The organism is Ensifer sp. 22521 (assembly GCF_052044795.1).
In the GTDB taxonomy this organism is placed as follows: domain Bacteria; phylum Pseudomonadota; class Alphaproteobacteria; order Rhizobiales; family Rhizobiaceae; genus Ensifer.
The window spans coordinates 202,998-224,307 of the sequence record NZ_JBQENM010000003.1; the positions used below are offsets into that span (position 1 = coordinate 202,998).

Annotated in this window: 16 protein-coding genes; 4 read left to right on the forward strand and 12 right to left on the reverse strand. The window is 62.6% G+C overall.

What is annotated here, in order from left to right:
• Positions 1–22: 22 nt before the first annotated feature.
• The 3 genes from ACTJKE_RS05095 to ACTJKE_RS05105 all read left to right on the forward strand — a co-directional run bounded on the left by ACTJKE_RS05095 (position 23) and on the right by ACTJKE_RS05105 (position 6,937).
• Positions 23–4,138 carry an AAA family ATPase gene (locus ACTJKE_RS05095; protein ID WP_440691325.1) on the forward strand — a complete coding sequence of 1,372 codons (4,116 nt, stop codon included), beginning with the start codon at positions 23–25 and terminating at the stop codon, positions 4,136–4,138.
• Positions 4,135–5,694 (forward strand): B12-binding domain-containing radical SAM protein, encoded by a 1,560-nt coding sequence (locus tag ACTJKE_RS05100; RefSeq protein WP_440691327.1) that lies wholly within the window; start codon positions 4,135–4,137, stop codon positions 5,692–5,694. Before ACTJKE_RS05095 ends, ACTJKE_RS05100 begins: the two co-directional genes overlap by 4 nt.
• Positions 5,695–5,863: 169 nt before the next feature.
• Positions 5,864–6,937 (forward strand): glycoside hydrolase family 25 protein, encoded by a 1,074-nt coding sequence (locus ACTJKE_RS05105; protein ID WP_058322823.1) that lies wholly within the window; start codon positions 5,864–5,866, stop codon positions 6,935–6,937.
• Positions 6,938–7,046: 109 nt separating this feature from the next.
• Here ACTJKE_RS05105 and ACTJKE_RS05110 read toward each other — a convergent pair whose 3' ends face one another.
• The 7 genes from ACTJKE_RS05110 to ACTJKE_RS05140 form a co-directional block, all read right to left on the reverse strand.
• Entirely contained in the window at positions 7,047–8,054 is a 1,008-nt protein-coding gene (locus ACTJKE_RS05110) for a ScyD/ScyE family protein (protein WP_058329712.1), read from the reverse strand.
• Positions 8,033–8,806: a formylglycine-generating enzyme family protein gene (locus ACTJKE_RS05115; protein WP_245299169.1), complete on the reverse strand. Its 774-nt coding sequence runs from the start codon at positions 8,804–8,806 to the stop codon at positions 8,033–8,035. Before ACTJKE_RS05115 ends, ACTJKE_RS05110 begins: the two co-directional genes overlap by 22 nt.
• Positions 8,793–9,854, reverse strand: a complete 1,062-nt coding sequence (locus ACTJKE_RS05120; protein WP_058329711.1) for an ABC transporter ATP-binding protein — start codon at positions 9,852–9,854, stop codon at positions 8,793–8,795. Before ACTJKE_RS05120 ends, ACTJKE_RS05115 begins: the two co-directional genes overlap by 14 nt.
• Positions 9,855–9,858: 4 nt before the next feature.
• Positions 9,859–10,725, reverse strand: coding sequence for a carbohydrate ABC transporter permease (locus ACTJKE_RS05125; RefSeq protein WP_057251899.1), 867 nt, complete (start codon positions 10,723–10,725; stop codon positions 9,859–9,861).
• Between the two features lie 4 nt (positions 10,726–10,729).
• Positions 10,730–11,653, reverse strand: a complete 924-nt coding sequence (locus ACTJKE_RS05130; RefSeq protein ID WP_058322820.1) for a carbohydrate ABC transporter permease — start codon at positions 11,651–11,653, stop codon at positions 10,730–10,732.
• A gap of 114 nt (positions 11,654–11,767) precedes the next feature.
• Positions 11,768–13,027, reverse strand: coding sequence for an ABC transporter substrate-binding protein (locus ACTJKE_RS05135; RefSeq protein WP_058322819.1), 1,260 nt, complete (start codon positions 13,025–13,027; stop codon positions 11,768–11,770).
• A gap of 309 nt (positions 13,028–13,336) precedes the next feature.
• Positions 13,337–13,531: a hypothetical protein gene (locus ACTJKE_RS05140; protein WP_162764597.1), complete on the reverse strand. Its 195-nt coding sequence runs from the start codon at positions 13,529–13,531 to the stop codon at positions 13,337–13,339.
• A gap of 189 nt (positions 13,532–13,720) precedes the next feature.
• Between ACTJKE_RS05140 and ACTJKE_RS05145 the strand changes: the two genes are divergently transcribed.
• Positions 13,721–13,831, forward strand: coding sequence for a hypothetical protein (locus tag ACTJKE_RS05145; protein WP_306341294.1), 111 nt, complete (start codon positions 13,721–13,723; stop codon positions 13,829–13,831).
• A gap of 63 nt (positions 13,832–13,894) precedes the next feature.
• Here the strand turns inward: ACTJKE_RS05145 and ACTJKE_RS05150 are convergent, their stop codons facing one another.
• The 5 genes from ACTJKE_RS05150 to ACTJKE_RS05170 form a co-directional block, all read right to left on the reverse strand.
• A complete protein-coding gene (locus tag ACTJKE_RS05150) occupies positions 13,895–15,268 on the reverse strand; it encodes an alpha-glucosidase/alpha-galactosidase (protein WP_058329710.1) in 1,374 nt (457 codons plus the stop codon).
• A 23-nt stretch (positions 15,269–15,291) separates the two neighbouring features.
• Positions 15,292–16,965 carry an ABC transporter ATP-binding protein gene (locus ACTJKE_RS05155; RefSeq protein ID WP_440635571.1) on the reverse strand — a complete coding sequence of 558 codons (1,674 nt, stop codon included), beginning with the start codon at positions 16,963–16,965 and terminating at the stop codon, positions 15,292–15,294.
• A 12-nt stretch (positions 16,966–16,977) separates the two neighbouring features.
• Positions 16,978–18,105, reverse strand: a complete 1,128-nt coding sequence (locus ACTJKE_RS05160; protein ID WP_058329708.1) for an ABC transporter permease — start codon at positions 18,103–18,105, stop codon at positions 16,978–16,980.
• The gene (locus ACTJKE_RS05165; RefSeq protein ID WP_058329707.1) at positions 18,102–19,112 is read right to left on the reverse strand and encodes an ABC transporter permease; all 1,011 of its coding nucleotides are present in this window, start codon (positions 19,110–19,112) and stop codon (positions 18,102–18,104) included. Before ACTJKE_RS05165 ends, ACTJKE_RS05160 begins: the two co-directional genes overlap by 4 nt.
• A 69-nt stretch (positions 19,113–19,181) precedes the next feature.
• A complete protein-coding gene (locus ACTJKE_RS05170) occupies positions 19,182–21,266 on the reverse strand; it encodes an ABC transporter substrate-binding protein (protein WP_440691329.1) in 2,085 nt (694 codons plus the stop codon).
• Positions 21,267–21,310 lie beyond the last annotated feature (44 nt).

The following is a 21,310-nucleotide window of genomic DNA, read 5'->3' on the forward strand; positions in this document are numbered from 1 at the left end:
AAAATCTTGGGGAGAATTTTGCGTGGTTGGTGGCGCCGGCAAATATGAGTTCCAACGTTACCTGTCCGGAGCCCTGGTCCAATGGTCCTCCCCGGCAGCAACGGAATCGGCTGCCCCCGCTCGGGAAGACTTTCTCGGCTCGCTGCTTTTCGCCGACATTTCCGGCTTTACGCGTTTGACCGCCAAATGGTCCGAAAGCGACCGCGCTGCCGGCGCCGAACGCGTCAGCCTGCTTCTGAACGCCTTCATGGGCGAGCTCATCAACCATATCGAGGAGCATGGCGGCACGGTCTTGAGTTTCGCCGGCGACAGCCTGATTGCCGGCTGGCGGGCACCGTCCCCGGATGATCTCGAACAGACGGCCTGGCGCAGCTGTTATTGTGCAGAACGTATCCGCGAGCAAATCGGCGGGCCGGGCAATCCCGAAGACGCGCTTCAACTGCGCATCGCCGTCGGTGCCGGCGCCATTACGCTGCTGCATCTGCTGCCGCGCGCGGACCAGCGTTGGCTGATCGTCGGAGGCGACTGCCTGGCCCAGGCCGATCATGGCGGCCAACTGAGCGACGCCGGAGAAATTCTTGTCTCCGATGCCGCGTGGCAGCTGATCGGCAGGCGCGCCAAGGGCGGGCTGAACCGGGAAGGGACCACACGCCTCGAAAGCATCGAGCCCTGCTCGGCCACGAAGGAAGCGCCCCGCACTCAGCCGGGCTCCGCAACCGACCGGCTTGAAGCCTATCTACCGCTTTCGCTGCGCAGCCGCCTGCTCTCACCGCTTTCACAATGGCTCGCAGACCTCAGGATCGTGACCGCGCTTTTCGTGCATATCGTCGGGCGCGATCTCGATACGGATCTCGATCGGTTGAACAAGCTCGTAGCACGATCGATTGCCGTCGTCGGCCGCACCGGTGGAGAGATCCTGCACACAGCGCTCCATTCCGGCGGGCTCGAAGTCTTCGCCGTTTTCGGCCTGCCCGGCAAAAAACATGCCGACAATGCGCGCCGGGCGATCATCGCCGCCCTTCGCCTGTCGAACGAACTCGACGAGCCGGATCTCGGCCTGTCGGCCGGCATCTCGACCGGCGAGAGTTTCTGCGGCGCGCTCGGGACGATCCATCGTGCCGACTACACTGTCGTTGGAGCCGCCGTGAACATGGCCTCCCGGCTGGCGAGCGTTGCCGCAGGCCGCATTCTCGTCGACCAGGCAACGGCGAAGGAGACTGCCGGCCAGATTGCTTTTTCCGGTCCCTGGACACTTGCCGTGCCCGGCATGCGCGGCGGCGTGGTCGCCTTCGCGCCAATTGCCGAGACCGTCGCGACCATCGACACCAAGTCCCCCGTTCTCTTCAACCGGGCGGCCGAACTTGCAGCACTCAACGCGTATGTGGAGCGCGCAGGCAGAGGACAGGCCACCGGCGTGATGATCGTTAAGGGTGATTCCGGCGTCGGCAAATCGGCGCTGCTTCGTTCCTTCGTCGAAACCTGCCGTGACCGTGGAAGCCAGGTTCTGGTCGGCAATGCCGACGATATCGAAAGCGACGTGCCCTATTTTGCCTGGCGCGGAGTGATCCGCGACCTGCTTGGTATCGGCGACCTGCGCGGCGCCGAAGCCTCGGATCAGGTGATGCAGTTCTTCGCCCACCGACCGGAACTCGCACATCTGGCGCCGTTGCTGAACGATGCCATCAACCTCACCTTGACCGACACGGTCGAGACCCGGGCGATGTCAGGCGACGGGCGGTCGCACCGGCTGCGTGAATTGCTGCGCGATCTGATGACCGACAGCCTTTCCTGGGGGCGCGGCCTTGTAGTGCTTGAGGACGTCCACTGGCTGGACGAGGCATCCGGTCAGCTGCTCGGCCGATTGGTTTCCGGAACGGCGCCGATCCCGGTCGTTGTGTCAACCCGCACGGCCAGGACGCAACAGGACCTGACGCGGTGGACCGGACAACATTACAATGGTGCGCAGACACTTGATCTCTTGCCCCTCGATTTCGAGGGCACGATTTCACTGGTGCGCGCGTCGATCGGCAGCAACTCCCCGGCAGATGGCTTTTGCGAAGCGGTCTATGCACAGTCGGCGGGAAACCCGCTGCTCATACGCGAAATCTGCCGGATGATCGGCGAACGGCGATTGCCGAAGGCTGCGGAAACCCAGGTCCCCCTGTCGCTCGCCGAAGCCCGTTCGAACGAAGCGACCTTGCTCAATACGGCCAAGGTCACCGTGATCGCCCGAACCGACCAGCTCCCGGCTGAGCTCCAGGCTCTCCTGAAGATCGCAAGCGCCATGGGCGCGACCTTTTCCATCGCCGAACTCCAGGCGCTTTCACCGATCAGGAAGTCCGCCTTGGACATCGAGGCAAGCATCGAGCGGCTGCAGGCGGCCCATCTAATCAAACCCATGGACGACCGTCCGGGCCGTTTCACATTCAGCCACGCCGTCATCCGCCAGGCCATTTACGACAGCATGCTGTCGGAACAGCGCCGTGAGGCACATCGCGCCATCGCCCAGGCGATGGAAGAGAGCGGGCAGCCCGACAATGCGGAAAATCTGCCGCGCATATTGAGCCATTGGGAGCGCGCCGGCGATGCAGCGCTGGCATTCAACTACCTGGATCGTGTCGCCGAGCTGCGTCTGCGCCAGTTCGACAATGCCGCTGTCGTCGACCTGATCGAGCGCTTTTTCAAGACCGCGCGCGAGCTCTCCATCACGATCACGCCTGCCCGACGGGCGGCCGCCTGTTTCCTGCTCGGGGAGGCCAGTCTCAACCTCGGCCGCGCCGAAGCTGCAAGGCATGCCTATGAGGAGGGCCTACGGCTTTCCGGCCTGCCGCTTCCGCGCACCTCCGCCGGCCTCGCGCTGCATCTCGTTCTCGATCTTGCCGAACAGGTGTGGCGTCGTGTGACCCATGGAGACAAGGACTGGATCCTGGAACGCGAGATCTCGCGGTCGCCATCCGATCCGTTCCTTCTCGCGGCAAAGGCGCATGAGGACCTGACACGGATCTACTACTTCACCAGCGAGAAGCTGCGGCTGATCCATGCGACGCTTCGGGCGACGAACCTTGCCGAAAGAAACAAATATGTCTCGCCGACGACCGCTACCAATTACGCGAGCCTCGGCGCCATATGCGGCGTGATCCCGCTTCACAAACAGGCGGAGCACTACAGCCGATTGGCCGCCGCCCTTTCGGAGCGCGTGGATCAACTGGGAACGCGTGTGCGCGTCGACCTTTTGTCGGGCATGTACCAAATCGGCATAGGCCATTGGCGTGAAGGCAAGCGGGCGTTCGAGGCCGGCCTCAACAACGCCTCGACCGTCGGCGATTTGAGACGCTGGTGTGAAGTGGCCGTTGGCCTCGAGACGATTTCCGGCCCCTGGCTGCTGACCTCCGCTTTCGAAGGCATAGCACCATGGGAAATCCTGGTTCAGCGCATCTGCGAAGAGGGCCGCAGGCGCGGCGACACCCAGGTGCTTGGCTGCGGCCTGCTCGGCCGCCTCAGGGGCCATGCGGCGCTTGGCCGGTGGTCCGCCATCGACGCCGATCTCGATGAACTCAGGCAGATCATCACCGCAAAGCCCGAAGGACTGGAACTCGTACACTGCATCGAGGGCGCATCGCTTCTGGTGGAAGCCGCCCGGCGGCAGGGTGACGCGGGCGAAGCAAAGGCGTGGTTCGAACGGGCATTCTCCTGGTGCCAGACGCTCAACCCGGCAATGAAGACGCGAACCCTGCCGGCGCTTGCCCGGCTGTTCGACGTCGCGAGCGACACGGAGGGCGGCGACCCGGCAGCGGCGCAGCTTGTCCTGCGAAAGCTCGAGCGGTTCGCGCGCGTCTATCCGATCGGCCGCCCAACGGCAGCACTCGGCGAGGCGACCCTTTACCTGCATCACGGCCAGCAACGACGCGCCGAGCGGGTGGCGCGATACGCCTTCGCAGAGGCGATACAATTGGAGATGCCGGCCGTGGCGCTCGCCTCGTTGCGCCACCCGGCGGGGCCGAAGGATGCTGCGGCGCGGCAGGCCTTGGAGACAATGTTTGCCGTTCGGCAAAACACCTGGGGCCAAGTCCTCCAGCTCGATCAGCCCGAGTTTCCGCCCCATGTCCCGGTTGTTGCGTTCGAGGGAGGCCATGCGTGAACCAGTATCGAGTGCCGCGCGTCCTGATCGTGCTTGCGCATTTCGACGAGACCAGAAATCCGGAAGGTCGCCCCGACTTCATCCCGCAGGGAACCGGCCACCTGTTCCTGGCGGGGGCCTTTGCCCGCAATCGCGTGAGCCTTCGCGCTTACAGCGAATTTCACGACGGACCGCTCGTCGACGAGGCGGCCTTCGCGGAACTGGACATGCTGGTGCTGACGGGCGTCACCGCCGCCTTCGACCGGATGCGCCATCTGACCGCCTATGCCCGCACGAAATCGCCAGGCTGCGTCATCGTCGCCGGCGGACCGGTCGTCCGCAATCTGCCGGTTTCGAGCGCCGAAACCTTCGACTACGCCTGCGAAGGTGACGTCGAGGAGATGCAGGCCGTTATCAAGGAAGTTTTCGGCGAATGGGCCGTCTCCGAAACGATCCTGCCGCGCTTCGACCTCGCCGGCTGGGGCGGCCCGGTCAGCTATGTCGAGACGAGCCGCTACTGCAATTTCAAGTGCAGCTTCTGTGCGCTCACCGCCGAAGGCCGGCGCTATCACAGCTACGACCTCGGCTATATCGAAGCGCAATTGCGCAATGTCCCGGCCAAGAAATACGTGCTGTTCATCGACAACAACTTCTACGGCAACAGCAAGGACGCCTTCCATGCCAAGCTCGACCTGATCCGCTCGTTTTGGAAAGAGGGACTGTTTCAGGGTTGGATTGCACTTGTCACCGGGGATTTCTTTCGCGACCCCGACAATCTCGAAGCGGTGCGCGCGGCCGGCTGTCTCGGCCTCTTCAGCGGCGTCGAGACGCTGAACGAAGCGCAGTTGAAGCGCTACCAAAAGAAACAGAACCTCGTGGTGCCGCAGCTGGAAGCCATTCAGACCTGCCTCAAAGCCGGAGTCGCCTTCCAGTACGGGCTGATGTTCGACCCGTCTTCGCAGACGATGCAGGCGATGCAGGACGAACTCGCCTTCATCACCGGCGAGAGCAGAATGCCGTTGCCGGCCTTCCTGAGCCTGACGATCCCGCTGCTGGGCACACCCCTGTTTGACGAATGCGCCGCAGAGGGCCGCTTCCTTCCTTCTGCCAAACTACGCGACATGGATGGGTTCACGCTGATGACCCATCCCCTCGACAACCTTGACGATGTCGCCTTGTTTGCCCGCAAGCTATCGCGCCTCGACGGCAACCGGACCCAAATCCTGCGCCATTGCCTGGGCTTCTACCGCAATTACCGTCGCTCGCTTTCGGGCCGGCAGATGATCCATCTGCTGGCCAACAGCCTGCGCCTCGCCTTGCCCTCTATCATGCATCGCCATGGTCTTCCGACCCGTTCGGGCAGCGACGGCAATCTCACTTATGTCACGACGACGCAGCCGCTTGGGCCGCTCTACACGCCGGCCTTTCGTGTCGGCGAAGGCTTCCGCTCGCATTTCGCGCCAACGATGATCACCGACGCCTCGGGTGCGCTTGACGAAACCATTGCCCGCAATCTCGAATATCGGACCGGCAAGCGGCAACGAACGAGCCTCGGCGTCGAATATAGCCCTGGTTGAGAGCGTCCCGGCGCCTGCGTCAATCTGCCCCCCCGATTGCAACCTCCAGTGCGTGAAGTTGGGTCGGCTTGGTAAGATTGGATTCAAACTTTTTGGGTAAGCTTCCGTTAGCTATTTCACACCTGTCGGCCGGCGATTGCCGTCGACGTTGTTTTGCGTACGGGTGCCCATGCGTCTTTCAGCTGCGACCGCAATCATCTTTGCCGGCCTTGTCTCCGGCTGCTCTTCCAGTTCGAGCCTGGACACGATCGCACCGCGGCCGTCGCGAGAAACGACCAGTTCGGTCGTGCTTTCGGCCGCGCCGGTACCCGTCGCCAATGTCGGCGCAAGGGTGGCCGAGGTCACGCCGCCGCAGAACGTCCAATCCGCACCGCCGCAGGAAATGCTCGCCTGGGCCGGGCCGGTTCCGGAACCCGAAGCCTTCGCGCCCGCGGCCAATACCACGACGACAACCACGACCCTGGCCATGCCCGTTCCGGGCGCGCGCCCGGTCGCCTTCGTCGCACCGGACAATCCGGTGACGCAGGCAATGCCGCAGGGGCGCTCACGGATCTATGGTCACCGTTTCCGTGACGCCAAGCCGATCAATTTCGGCCGCGCCAAAAATCCGCGCAAGATGGCCGTTCACGGCGTCGATGTCTCCCGCTGGCAGGGCGAGATCGACTGGCCAAAGCTGCGCACTCAAGGGGCCAACTTCGCCTTCATCAAGGCGACCGACGGCGGCGACCATCTGGACCCGATGTTCAAGAAGAACTGGCGCGCCGCCAAGGCGGCCGGCATGCGGCGCGGCGCCTATCACTTCTTCTACTGGTGCCGCACCGCCGGCGAGCAGGCCGACTGGTTCATTCGCAACGTTCCGCGCGAGCCCGGCGCGCTGCCGCCCGTGATCGACGTCGAATACAACGGCGAATCAAGCTGCAAGCGCCGCCTGTCGCCCGAACGCGTGCGCGAAAAGATGCAAGTCTTCATGGACAAGCTCGAGGCGCATTACGGCCAGCGCCCGATCATTTACACCGCCCCGGACTTTTATGCCGACAACCTGCAGGGCGCATTCCAGAAGTATCCGTTCTGGCTGAGGGCCGTGGCCCAGCATCCGTCCAAGGTCTACCCGAACCGCAAGTGGCTGTTCTGGCAGTATTCGGGCTCGGGCCTGTCGCACGGCGTCGACGGCAAGATCGACCTCAACGTCTTCCACGGCAGCGAGGCGGAGTGGCAAAACTGGCTGGAGGCGCGGGCGAGTTGAGGCTCGGCCACACTCTGCAGCGCCGCGCGTCATATCAGATGCGCAAGGTCGCTGTAGCACTTTGATTTTCTGCATGAGGTCACGATAGTCGGCCCCGGCAACTGCGACGTCAGCGCCTCTCCTCGCGTGTCAGGAAGAGGAGCGTGCCGCCAAGTTCGGAGATGACGATCTGCCTCACATCCCAGACGAGGATGGAAACCGGTCGCGTCAACCCACTGACAACCGTCTCCCGGCGGCCCGTCGCCTTGTCGAGCCGCAACAGCCGGCCGCTTCCTGACCGGAACCCTTGCTGCTGGTCGTATAGGCCGTGTTCGAGGATGAGCATCTGCCCCTCGTCGTCGAAGGCGATGGCGACCGGTGCGTTCAGGCCTTCAACGTCCAGCCGCACCTCCGTTCGCTCCCCTTTCTCGGCCATCGAAACGACCTTTCCGGCACCGGCGAGGAAGGGAAAGCCGCCGAACAGCGCGACATAGAGGCGCCCCTCGCGAAGCGCGATACCGGTCGGCACGGCGTCGACTTCGTAGCTGTCTTCACCCTTGAACTCCGTCGGCGAGAGCGTCTCCAACGCGGTCGCCTGTTGCGGCAGTCGGTGGAAGCTCATGATCGTCTGCTTGCGGCCATCGACCCCAAGACGCTCGACACTATTGCGCGCGGAGTCGACGACGTAATAGGCATCCTCGCCGGCGACAAGGTCGAACGGGTTCCAGAAATGGGCGCTGATAACATGGCGTCCGCCGGTACCGTCGATCGCGATGAGCGCATGATCATAGGGTCCCTCAGCGCCGTTTGCGGGCGTCCAGCCTTGGGCGACGATCAGTTTGTCCCCGGCGCGAAACACGCGATAGGGACCGGTCGGATCGCCGATCACATCGAGCCCATGGGGAAAGACCGGACCGAACGCATCGAAATCGCCGCCCGGCATGCGGCGATAGAGCCGGCCACTGGCGAGATCGGTGACGAGCAGAGCCTCGCCGTCGCGAGAAAGGCCGGCGAAGGCGGCGCCGGTTTTGCTAAAGCTTTCGAGCCGATAGCCTGACGCGACCTTCGGCTCGGCAGCGGCATCTGCTGCCAGAAGCAAAAAGGCGACGAGGATCATCATCTGCCGGAACGGACGCATCGGAAGCCGCCATTGGCCGAGAACCGGAAATCCGGATCATAAGCCAAACGATAGGTTGTGGTAAGATGCGCGGGATCGCTGTTCCAGGACCCGCCGCGCAGTACGCGATACGATCTGCCACCCATGGCTCCCTTGGGTTCATAGGGCGCATAGAGATCACTGGTCCATTCCCAGACATTGCCGATGAGATTGAGTACCCCCTCGCCGCTCGCGCCGGCGGCAAACGACATCGCCGGCGCGGTCATCGGATAGCCGTCGCTCGCATCGCCGGAGCAACAGATTGTCGTGCCGGCATTGACCCGCCGATAATCTGCCGGCGCCATGCCCCAAGGGAACGCCCGTCCCTCGGTTCCGCGCGCCGCTCTCTCATATTGCTGCTCCGACGGAAGGGTGAGGCCGTAGTGACGGCAAAAGACATCGGCATCCGCCCAGCTTACGCCGACGACAGGATGATCGTCCAAACCAAGAAGCGGGTGGTCGGCATAGAACGCAGGACGATGACCCGTTGCAGCCACGAAATCCTGATACTGACGGTTGGTGATTTCGGTGCGGTTGATGGCAAAGACGTGGCCCAGCACCAGTTGGCCCGGACGTTCGTTGTCCGGGCCATCGTCACGGCCGAAGACGAAGGGGCCGGCGGGAATATCGACGAGCGGATTGCCGGTGATCGGGCCGTCATCAGCGACGGCTGCCCCTGCCGCAAACGTGATGGCGACGACTGCGGCCGCCACCCGGAAATCAGAAATCGACACGACGCTGAGACTCGCCATCGAAGAGAAATACCCGGTCGGCCACGACCTTGATGCCGATCGGCTGGTCGATCTGGCCGGCGAAATTCTTGTCTGCCCGCAAGGTCAGCAATTGAGCGCCGAGCCGCAGGCTGACCAGCGTGTTCTCGCCGGTGAGCTCGACCGAATAGATCGGCGCAACCAGATTGACATCGGGGTCTGCGGGGCTCGTTGCCTGGACATCTTCCGGGCGAACACCGAGGACGGCACGGGAAACGGTCGCCCGGCCGAGCCCACCGACCCTGAAGCCGGCCCTTGTGAACACTCCGTCGCGCGCCTCCCCCGGGATGAGGTTCATCGGCGGAGAGCCGATGAAGCCGGCGACGAACAGCGTGCGCGGATTGCTGTAGATTTCCCGCGGCGTTCCCAGTTGCTCGATCACACCCTTGTTCATGACTGCCACCCGGTGCGCCAGCGTCATCGCCTCGATCTGGTCATGCGTGACGTAGATCGTCGTGACCTGCAACTCGTGCTGAAGATGTTTCAGCTCCGAGCGCATCTGGGTGCGCAGCTTGGCGTCGAGATTGGAGAGCGGCTCGTCCATGAGAAAGACGCGCGGTGTGCGCACGATCGCACGGGCGAGCGCGACGCGCTGGCGCTGGCCGCCGGAGAGCTCCTTCGGAAGGCGGGAGAGCATGGTCTCGAGTTCCACCCGCCGGGCAACCTCGAAGATACGTTGCTTGCGTTCCTCCTCAGGCACTTTGCGGATCCTAAGCGGGTAGCCGATGTTCTCCTCGACGGTCAGGTGCGGATAGAGCGCATAGGACTGGAAGACCATCGCCACGTCGCGATACTTCGGCAGCACGCCATTGATGCGCTCCGCATCGATGAAGATGTCACCCGATGTCGCTTCCTCGAGACCGGCAACCATGCGCATCGTCGTGGTCTTGCCGCAGCCGGAAGGGCCGAGGAGGACGAGAAACTCTTTGTCCCGAACCTCCAGATTGAAGTCGGCCACCGCGAGGAATTCGCCGAACTTCTTGGAGACGTTGTTGAACGTGACGGACGCCATCGTCTCACCCCTTGACCGCCCCGAGAGACAGCCCCCGGACGAGATGCTTCTGAACGATGAAAGCGAAGATGACGATCGGCACGCAGGCCATGAAGCCGGCGGCGCTGATTTCCCCCCAATAGGTCTTGTACTGCGTCACCCGCCCGGCGATGCCGATCGGCAGCGTCTGCGACTGCTCGGTGAGCGTGATGATCAGGGAAAGCAGGAACTCGTTCCAGGAGATGATCAGGCAGAAGATGGCCGTCGCCGCAAGCCCTGGACGCGCGAGCGGCAAAGCGACATGGAGAAATGCGCCCCAGCGCGTGTCGCCGTCGACGATCGCCGCCTCTTCCAGTTCGACCGGCAGGTCCTGGAAATAGCTCTTCATCATCCAGGTGGCGAACGGCAGGTTGAAGGCCGTGTAGGCGATGATCAGCGCCGACTTCGTGTTCAGCATGTCGAAGTAGTTGAAGAACAGGTAGAGCGGGATGATGCTGACGATCGGCGGCATCATCCGCGTCGACAGTATCCAGAAGGAAATCTGCTTGCGCCATTGCCAGGGATAGCTGAAGCGCGCCAGCGCATAACCCGCCATCGTACCAAAAACCACGGAAACGATGGTCGTGCCAGCCGCGACGAGGAAGCTGTTCAGCGCGTAACGCAGGAACGGTCGCTGAATGAAGGCTTCGTCATAGTGCTTCAATGTCGGGTTGCGCGGCAGCCATTCTGGCGGCACGGCGAAGATATCGATGTCGAACTTGAACGAGTTCGCGGCGATCCAATAGATCGGAAAAAGCGTGAACACCAAAGCGACGAGGATCGCCAGATAGGCGGACAGGCGGATGAGCCATTCTCTGGTGCGGCTGCGTGTGGGGAGGGTCGTCGTCGCCATATCGTCAATCCGCCAGCCGCATGCGTTTCATGAACCAGGTGCTGAGAACGATCGTCACGAACAGGACGAACAGCGATATCGCCGCCGCGTAGCCGGGATCGGCGAAGCGGTAGGCGACCTGGTAGATATAGAGGCTCAGGACCTTGGTGCGATCGGCGGGACCTCCTCCCGTCAGGATGAAGACGAGATCGAAAAGGCGCAGCGCATCCATGACGCGCAGCAAAAGCGCAATGGCGATCACCGGTTTGAGGAACGGCAGTGTCAGATCCCAGAACTGCCGCCAGGACGAGGCGCCATCGAGCGCGGCCGCCTCGTAGGGCTCGACCGGGAGACTTGCCAGCCCCGCCAGCATCAGAAGGAAGATGAAAGGCGTCCATTGCCAGACATCGGCAACGATGATCGAAAACATCGCAAGGTTCACGTCGCCCGCCCAGGCCTGCAGTGGAAGGCCGAGACGGAACATGATTTCGTTCAGCACGCCAAACTGTGGCTCGTAGATGATCTTCCAGGTGATCGCGACGGCGATTGGCGGCAGCATCATCGGGATCATCAGCACGGTCTTCAAGAAGGTGAGCCGTCGAATGAACCGATCAAGAAGCAGCGCCAGGCCGAGACCGAGCACGAACTCCACTGCCACGGAAACGATGGTAAAGACCGCAGTGTTGCGCAGCGCGACGTGAAATTGTGCATCGGTCAAGAGCCGCGCGAAATTGCCTGGACCGACGAATTGCCAGGGCAGATCGGGATTGGGGCTAATCTTGTAGACCGCCGCATAGAACATGTAGAGGCTGGGGAAGATCGTCAGCGCCAGAAGGATGAGCATAGTCGGCGCCAGCATCAGGTAGCGCAGGTGCCGCTCGGTCCAATGTTCGAACGCGCCACCCAGTCGGCGCGACGCCGCCGGTGTGCCTTTGCCGGGCTTCAACATCGATTTCTCCTGCAGGCGCTGTCCATACAGACCTCAAGTGCGACCCCACCGGACCGATGCCGGTGCGGCCGCGAGAGTAGGGTCTGTGGCCCCGCCGATATATGCGTCCGCCTATTATTTAAGGCCGGTGATTTCTTCGACCGCTGCCTGTGAGTTCTTCAGCGCTTCCTCGGGCGTGATCGTGCCCGCGACCACCTTGGAAAGCTCGATGCCGAAGGCATTTTCGATCTCCGGCCACTTCGGATGGCGCGGCCGTGGCGTCGAGGCCTGGATCGCTTCCATCAGCACCGGGTAATGGCGGAATTTCTCCTGCTTGGTCAGTTCCGGGTCGGTGAAGACCGAGGTTCGCACAGGAGGATTGCCGCGCTCGGCGGAGATCTTGATCTGCTCGGGCGAGGTCGCCCACAGCATGAAGTCGAAGGCTTCCTGCTTGTTCTTGGACGCCGACATGATGCCCATGGTCCAATGGCCGATTTCCGAGCTGCCCGGTTTCGTGCCCGCCGGAATCGGGCTGTAGGAGATCTTGCCGACCATTTTCGATTGGCTTGGATCCTCGAAGGTCGCAACCCAGTTCGGCCAGTTGATAGACGAGGCGGCGGTGCCGGCGGCAAGCGCAGTGCCCACTTCGTTGGCGTTGTAGCTCTCGATCCCCTTTGGCGAAACGTCGCGGAGCGCCATGAAGGTCTTCATCGCGGCCGCGCCTTCCGGCGTGTCGATCGTCACCTTTGTGCGATCCTCGTTGAACATATCGGCGCCGTAGGACCAGAAGATCGGCATGAAGTCGGCCACGACCGGGTTACCCTGACCGCCGCGGAAGACATAACCGAAATAGCGGCCGCCGCCGTCCTTGGTCAGCGCCTGGCTCGCCTTCAAGACGTCATCCCAGGTCTTGGGAGCGTCGACGCCGGCTTCCTTGTACTTGGCGGCGTCATAGAAGAACATCTGGGCGTTTCCCACATAGGGCAGACAAACATAGGGGCCGGTATTGTAAGGGTTGCGGCAGATCGCCAGCGACTTCGACAGGAAGTCGGTGTCCGGCCCCTCCAGGCCCGCTTTCTTGAAGTATGGTGTCAAATCCTCGAGATGTCCGTTCTCGGCGAAGAACGGAATCCACGGGTCATCCATCAGGATGATGTCGAATACGCCGGATTTGGTTGCCCCTGCATTGGCGCCCTGTTCGAAGACGTTGGCATAGGGCGCCTGCACGATCTCCACCTTCGTGCCCTTCATCTTCGAGTAGTCGTCAGCAGCAGCCCTAAGGCCATCACCCTCGCTGCTCGATGGCACGAGGACCGTGAAATCGGCCCAAGCGGCTCCGTTGATCGCAAGCGCGGACGCCGCGGCAGCCAAGATGAGAAACACTTTGCGAACCATCATACACCTCCCAATCCGAGTTTCTGGTCAAAGGTCGACTTTGCGGACGGCCTGACCTGGTCCGGCATGGTGGAGACACTGCCTCGACATCCACGAACGACTGAACTGCGAGATGAAACGGAGGCCGACATCTCCTAAGCCGGCTGTTGCTCCCGCGATGAGTTTATCACATCGAAAGCCTTATTCAGAGAGGTTGTATTAGTATTTACTGTTATTTGAGATTGCGTGAGCGCCAATTTGACAAGGCGCTGATACGCCCATCCGTGGTGCACGCCTGATGCGGTCCAGGAATCGCTGGTATCCGCGATGTTAGATAAGCAGCCGCCGGCCGAGGCCCGACAGGAAATCGACATCCTTCGCATCCAATGTCAGCCTGTTGTGGAGCGTCATGATCCGCCGTGCGAACGGCGGGTCGACGATATCGGTCAAGGCCAGCCGGACGACGTCGACATCGAGATCGCCGCAGTTCCGCTTCGCCCTCCCGTTACCGCAACGCCACCTCACGAACCTATCGCGCCAGGCCGGGCTCGACGACGGCTGTTCAAGGCACAAGCGCTTCCTGGCGCAGGCCGCGCACGAACTGCGTACGGCCGGTTGCCATCCTTGGCGCCCGCATCGCCTCGCTGCCACCGGGACCGGACAAGACGCGCCTCAACGAGGAACGGCAAGGGTGCGGGCCTCGGCCTCAACCTCGTGCAGAGCATCGTCCACCTGCACGGCGGTTACGTCGACGTTGCGCGCTCGGCTTCCGGCGGCGCCTGCATGCGCATCGTGCTGCCGCTAGCCCAAACCGCCCAGGTATAGCGAAAGGACAAGCCCCGGAACCAGGGTTCCGGGGCTCGATCGCAGCTTAGCCGGGAGAAAGAGCTAAGCCGCCTGGACCTTCTTCGACACGCGCGCCCATTCCGGGATCCAGTCGCGATGGGCGACCAGTAAATCGTCGACGAGCGACCAGATCTGATCGAGGTCGAGTTCGGCCGCCGTGTGCGGATCCATCATAGCGGCGTGGTAAAGATGCTCGCGGTTTTCGCTCATGAGTGCCTGAACCGTCAGTTCCTGGACATTGATGTTGGTGCGGATCAACGCCGTCAGCTGCGGCGGCAGATCACCGATGAAGGTCGGCTGGATGCCCGATGCGTCGACCAGGCAGGGAACTTCCGCGGCGCAGTTTGCCGGCAGCGAGGTGATGCAGCCATTGTTCCTGAGGTTGCCGTAGATCACCGAGGGTTCACCGGTCCAGACCGAGTTCATGATCGAGGAGGCGTACTCGTGGCTTTCGGCCACTTCGATCGTCTCGGCCTCCTTGAAGGCGGCAGCCTGCCCCTTCCAGCGCTCGATCTGTTCGACGCAACGCTTCGGATATTCGTCGAGTGGAATGCCGAACTTCTCGATCAGATCCGGACGGCCGTCCTTGATGAAATAGGGCGTGTATTCGGCAAAGTGCTCCGAGCTTTCGGTGACAAAGTAACCGAGCCGCGTCAGCATCTCATAGCGAACCTTGTTAGGGCAGCGCGGGTTCCAGTGGCTGGGCTTCGGAAACCGTCCCTCGCGGTAGCCACGCACCAGATCCGGGTAGAGATTGCGGAAGCTGCCGTCGGCCTGCTTGTGTTCGAACGTCAAATAGAAGGCCATGTGGTTGATGCCTGCGGCGCGGTAGCGGATCTCCGAAACCGGGATATCGAGATCGCGCGCCAGTTCGAAGGCCGTGCCCTGGACGGAGTGGCAAAGGCCAACCTGGCGGATCGTCGGATACTTCTCAGAGATCGCCCAGGTGTTGATCGCCATCGGGTTGACGTATTGCAGCAGGATCGCGTTGGGGCAGACCTCGAGCATGTCCTCGCAGATTTTCCAGAGATGCGGCACGGTGCGCAAGCCCCGCATGATGCCGCCGACACCGAGCGTGTCGGCGATCGTCTGGCGCAAGCCATATTTCTTCGGCACCTCGAAGTCGGTAACCGTGCAGGGCTCATAGCCGCCGATCTGGAAGGCAACGACAACGAAATCCGCGCCTTCGAGCGCCTTGCGCTGGTTGGAATGGGTTTCGATCTTGGCCTTGACGCCGAGCGTGCGCACCAGCTTGCCGGCGACGATCTCGCTTTCACCAAGGCGCTGCGGGTTGACGTCCATCAGCGCGATCGTTGCGGCGGACAGGGACGGCCGCTGCAGCACGTCGCCGATGATGTTCTTCATGAAGACGGTGGATCCGGCGCCGATGAAGGTGATCTTGGGTTGTCTGGTCATGGATTGCCTCTGTTTTCTCGTGGTCATGCTGCCACATCGAAGGCGGCTCTAACGAGCCTTTCGGTGTAGGCGGTCTTGGGATTGGAAAGGATTTCGCTCACCGGCCCCTCCTCGACTATTCTGCCATGCTGCATCACCACCACCCGGTGGCAGAGCGCGCGCACGACCTTGAGGTCATGGGAGATGAAGAGATAGCTCAATCCCCGCTCGTCCTGCAGCTTGCGCAGGAGCTCGATGATCTGGGCCTGGACGGAGAGATCGAGCGCCGATGTCGGCTCGTCGAGCAGGATGAATTCCGGCTCGAGCGCGATTGCCCGGGCGATCGCGATGCGCTGGCGCTGGCCGCCGGAAAACTCATGCGGGAAGCGCGACAGGATGTTGCCCGGCATGCCGGCGGCAGTGAGCGCGTCCACCACCCGGTCGAGCCGGTCCTTGCGGTTCAGACCGATGCCGTTGACGACCAGGCCCTCCTCGATGATCTGACCGATCGACATGCGCGGATTGAGCGAGGCGAAGGGATCCTGAAACACGATCTGGATGCGCGAACGCAAGGGCCGCATCGCGGTCCGGTCCTTGTCGTGGATCGGGATACCGTCAAAGAAGACCTCGCCGCCATCGGCATTAATGAGACGGATCAGCGCCTGGCCGAAGGTCGTCTTGCCCGAGCCGGATTCGCCGACGAGCCCCAGTGTCTCATGCTTGCGCAGGTTCAGGCTCAGCCTGTCGACGGCGACGAGCTCGGAAAACTGCGGGCGGAACAGGCCGCCCTTCTTCAGCGTGAAAGAGACCTTCACGTCCCGCCCGTCAAGAATGATCGGCGCGTTGTCCGGCAGCGGCTTGGCAGCACCCGAAGGTTCCGAAGAGAGCAGCCGCTTCGTGTAAGGATGGGATGGGTTGGCAAAGAGCGCCGCCGTGGTGTTGTGCTCCTTCACCTCGCCATACTGCATGACATAGACGTAGTCGGAGAACTGCCGCACGACCGTCAGGTCGTGGGTGATCAGGATCACCGCCATGCCGAGTTCGCGCTGCAGGTCACGGATCAGGTTGAGGATCTGCGCCTGCACGGTGACGTCGAGCGCCGTCGTCGGCTCGTCGGCGATCAGCACATCAGGATCGTTGGCAAGCGCCATCGCGATCATCACCCGCTGGCGCTGGCCGCCAGAAAGCTGGTGCGGATACTGATTGAGCCGCAGTTCCGGGTCCGGGATCCGCACGTGGCGCAACAGTTCGAGCGCCCGCTCCGTCGCGGCGCGGCGGCTGATCCTACGGTGCGCCCGGATCGCCTCGATGATCTGCGTGCCGACCGTATAGACAGGGTTCAGCGAGCTCATCGGCTCCTGGAAGATCATCGCCAGCCGGTTGCCGCGCAAGCCGCGTCGTTCGCGCGGCGAGAATTTCAGCACGTCCTTGCCGTCATAGTCGATGCGCGACTGCGGAGCGATGGTGGCGCGCTTGGAGAGAAGCCCCATGACGCTGCGCGCCGTCACCGATTTGCCAGAGCCGGATTCGCCGACGATGGCGATGGTTTCGCCGCGGTAGAGCTGGAAGGACACGTCCTTCACCGCCTCCACCATGCCGTGTTCGACCTTGAAACGAACAGCGACATTGCGGGCGTCGATGATCGGCCGGCCGTTTCGTTCGGCAAGGTCCTTGCGCTCAGGCGGAGCAGCTGAGAGGGCGTCGATTGTCTCTGACATGTTGCGTCCTCCTCAATAGGGATCGATGGCATCGCGCAGGCCATCGCCAAGAGCATTAAAGGCGAAGACTGTGACAAGCACGAAGGCGACGGGCGACAGTATCCAGGGATAGGACCCGATGACGGAATAGGTGGAGGTATCCTGCAGCATCAGCCCCCAGGAAATGAGCGGCGGCTTGACCGCAAACCCAAGGAACCCGAGGAAGGATTCGAGCAGCACCACCTGCGGGATCGACAGCGTGACGGCGACGATCACATGGCTCATCACGTTCGGCAGGATATGCTGGAAGATGATACGCCGGTCGCTGGCGCCGACGGCGATGGCCGCCCGCACATAGTCGATGCGGGCAAGCGCCAGCGTCTTGCCGCGCACCTCGCGTGACATCTGCGCCCAGCCGAGCGCCGACATGACGATGATGACGAAGGCGAGGAAGACATTGGTGGGTGCCGTCACCGGGATCAGCGAGGTCAGCGCCAGATAGAGCGGCAATTGCGGGAAGGCGAGCACCAGTTCGACGAAGCGCTGCGTCCAGACATCGAAGCGGCCGCCGAAGTAGCCCGACGCCATGCCGACGGTCGTGCCGACGATGGTGACGATCGAGACGACGATGAGGGCGATCATCAACGAGATGCGCGAGCCGACGAGAATGCGCGACAGCACGTCGCGGCCGAACTTGTCGGTTCCGAGCAGATGCACCGGCGAGCCATCGACCGCGCCAAAGAGATGACGCTCGGCCGGGATCAGGCCGAAGAGCCGGTAGGGCGCGCCCTTGACGAAGAAGCCGAGGATCTGCGGATTGTCGTAATCGGGGCCGATGATCGGCTGAAAGGTGATCGGGTCAAGCTCCGTGCCCTCGCTCAGCGGGTAGCTGCGCGGCGGGAAGACGAAGTTGCCGTCCTTGTCGGCAAAGCTGATCGCCTGCGGCGGCGCGAAGGCGACACCCGTTGCCTTCGGATCAACCGGCGACAGGAAGTCGGCAAAGAGCGCCATGAAGATCAGCAGGCCGACGAGGACCAGCCCGAGCATGCCCGTCCAGGAGCGTTTCAGCCGCCGCCAGACGAGCGCCTGGTAGCTTTCATTGTGCTGCTCGTGCTTGGGTTCGACAACGAGCGGAAGGGTCGTCTCAATCTCGGCGGTCATGCCGGGGCTCCTCCCAGACGCACGCGCGGATCAAGTGCTGCGAGCAGCATGTCGGCGATGATGTTGCCGAGGATGAGCGTTGCCGACAGCACCAGCATGAAGGTGGCGGTGACATAGACGTCGCCCACCCACATGGAGCCGACGATGGCGGGACCGACGGTCGGCAGCGCAAAGATGATCGCGGTCTCGATCTCGCCCGTCAGCATGTAGGGCAGCACCACGCCCTGATACATGATCAGCGGATGCAGTGCGTTCGGAACCGCGTGGCGCATGACCACGGCCCCTTCACTGAGGCCCTTCGCCCGGGCGGTTTCGACATATTGCGCGTTCAGCGTGTCGAGCAGATTGCCGCGCATCACCCGCATATTGTAGGCGAGGCCGCCGAAGGTGGCGATCGCCACGACCGGCCAGACATGTTTGACGAGGTCGACGAATTTATCCCAGGACCACGGCGCCCCGCCGTAGCGGGCCGAGTGGAAGCTGTTGATTTCGCTGACATTGAAGTGGAAGACGAGGATATAGACGATGATCAGCGCCATCAGGAAGCGCGGCACCGTCATGCCGAGGAAGGCGACCGTCGAAAGCAGGCTGTCGATCCAGGAATATTGCCGGGTCGCCGCGATGATGCCGAAGGAAATGCCGATCACCGACGCCAAGATGTGGCAGACGAGCGCCAGCGCCAGCGTGCGCGGCAGGCGCTCGCCGACGACGTCGGCAACCGGCTTGTTGTAATAGAGGCTGTGGCCGAAATCGCCACGCGTCAGGATGCCGGTCATCCAGTTGACGTATTGCACCGCCATCGGCTGATCGAGCCCATGCTCCTTGCGATAGGCCTGGGCCTGGGCTTCCGCTTCCTCGTAGGACGCGCCGCCCTGGTTGATCAGCTGCGAGCGGATGTAATCGCTATAGTCTCCGGGCGGGGCCTGGATGATAGCGAAGGTCGCAACGCTCAGCACCAAAAGCACCGGGATGGCAGAGGCAATGCGGACAAGCAGAAACCTGAACATGCCGTTTCCTTCTGTCGGTTGGGGTGATGGAGCGCTCCTCCGGCCTGCGACCGGAGGAGCAGCGTGGCATCAGTTGCTGAGGCCTTTCTCGCCGGGCTTGCCCGGAAGCTGTTCAGCAAAGAGCTCGAAGTCACCCTGCTTGTCCGCAGGCACGAAGAGGCGTTCGCGCATGATCGTGTCCTCCGCCCAGTTGAACATGAAGATCGGTGCGCCGGTCGGTACGTTGGCGAAGCGCTTGTTGATGATCAGCGCCCCCGGGTATTCGGTAAGCCCGATCGTATCGAGGTTCGTCGTCGCGATCTTCTGATATTGCTTCATCAGTGCGACACGCTCTGCATTGCCGTTGCTGGCGATGAACTTGTTGATGGTATCGACAAGCTCCTGCTCGAACGGCATCAGATCGACCTGTCCACCCTCCGGCGCGCGGTGGTGCCAGCTGGTGCGCGGACCCGTTGCGCCAAGCTGCGGCGTGTTCTGCACAACCGATGCGTATTCCGGCCCGTTTCGGTGAACCATCCAGTCGAAACGGCCGGCATAGTTCGTCGCATCGCGCTGTTTGCCGTCGAGCGAGTTCAGCACGACCCGAAGGCCGAGCTTTTCCATCTGCCCGATGATGCCTTCGGCCAGGTTGCGGTCGGTCGCGTAGCTGTTGTCGATCAGAAGCACGATCTCGACGTCTTGCCCACCGGCCTTGCCGGCCGGGAAGTTGACGAAGCCGTTGCCGTCGGTGTCCTTCAGCCCCGCCTTTTCGAGCAGCGCCTTGGCGCTATCGAGGTCAAAGGGATAATAGACGGTCGACTCCCGGTCATAGAAGCTGGTGCCGGAGGAAAGTCCCCCCGGATAGATCGCCGTGAACGGACCCTTGACCAGGGCTTCGCCCAGTTTCTTGCGATCGACCGCCATGGTCACGGCCTTGCGGAAATCCTCGTTGCGGTTGAGTTCGCGCACGGCCTGAGCCCGCTCGTCCGGCTCGCCCCAGCCATTGGCCGAGAAGTTCATGTGCAGATTGTAGCCGATGAGGCGCGGGCCGAAGGCAAGGCGCGCGGGTGCCGTATCCTGGGCGGCGCGCTTCAGCGACTCGACGAAGTTTTCCGGCTGCTCGAGGTTGGAGAGGTCGGCGGAACCGGCAATCGCCTGCACGTCGCGGTCGGCCCAGGTCGAGAGCTTGTAGTGCAGCTCGTTGATGTAAGGGAGCTGGTTGCCGGCTTCGTCTACCTTCCAGTAGTACGGGTTGCGGCGCAGCACGATGATATCGTCAGCACGGTAGGCGACCGGCACCCAGGCGCCCATGACGGGGATGTTCATGTATTCCGGCGGGAAGGCGTTCTTGTACTGGTCGTAGGTCGTGCCGGCATACTTCGGATGCTTGGCTTTGAGGATATGCGACGGGCCCGGGCAGAAGGTACCATAGGCCATGGCATAGAGGTGCTGGCGCGGGAAGGCCTCCTTGAAGGTCCATTCGACCGTGTACTGGTCGATCTTTTTCAGCGTCGTCCCGGCGCCGAAGGTCTCAGGCGTTGCGCCGTTCAGCGGAGATACATTCGGGTCGAGGACATTGTCGTCCCAGTAGAACATGACGTCGTCGGCGTCGAAGGGGTCGCCGTCCGACCATTTCGCACCCTCGACGAGATGCATTGTCAGCTTGTGGCCGTCGGCAGACCAGTCCCAGCTCCTGGCAAGGTTCGGCAGCGGCTCGACGTCGTTCGCTTCCACCTGGAAGAGCGGTGCGGTGCGGGTCAGGCATTCCGACATGCCGATGTCGATGCCACCCCAGCCCTGGCTCTGGCCGGCCGAGTAGTTCCAGCCTTCCGGCCGGCCGCCGATCACGTGACGCAGCGTGTCGCCATAGACGCCGACGCCATCGGGCATGTTGCCGGTCTTGAAGACCATCGGCTCCTTCGGCAGGCGCTCGGCAACCGGCGGCAGCTTGCCGGCCTTGACGTATTTTTCGGTGACCCAGGCCGGCTCTTTGTATTCCGGCAGTGCCTTGAATTCGGCGATCGAGTCGCGTGGCACATAGGTGATCTTGCCCTGGGCCGGGAATGGCGGCTGCTCGGGCACGACTGATGGATCGGAGGCCGCCGCCTGAAGGGCGAAGGTCGAGATGCCGACGAGCAGCAGGCTCGCCATTTTCGTCAGTCTGTGGCTGGTCATTGGCTCAGATTCTCCCTCATCTGTTCGCCGCCCGCAGGCGACCT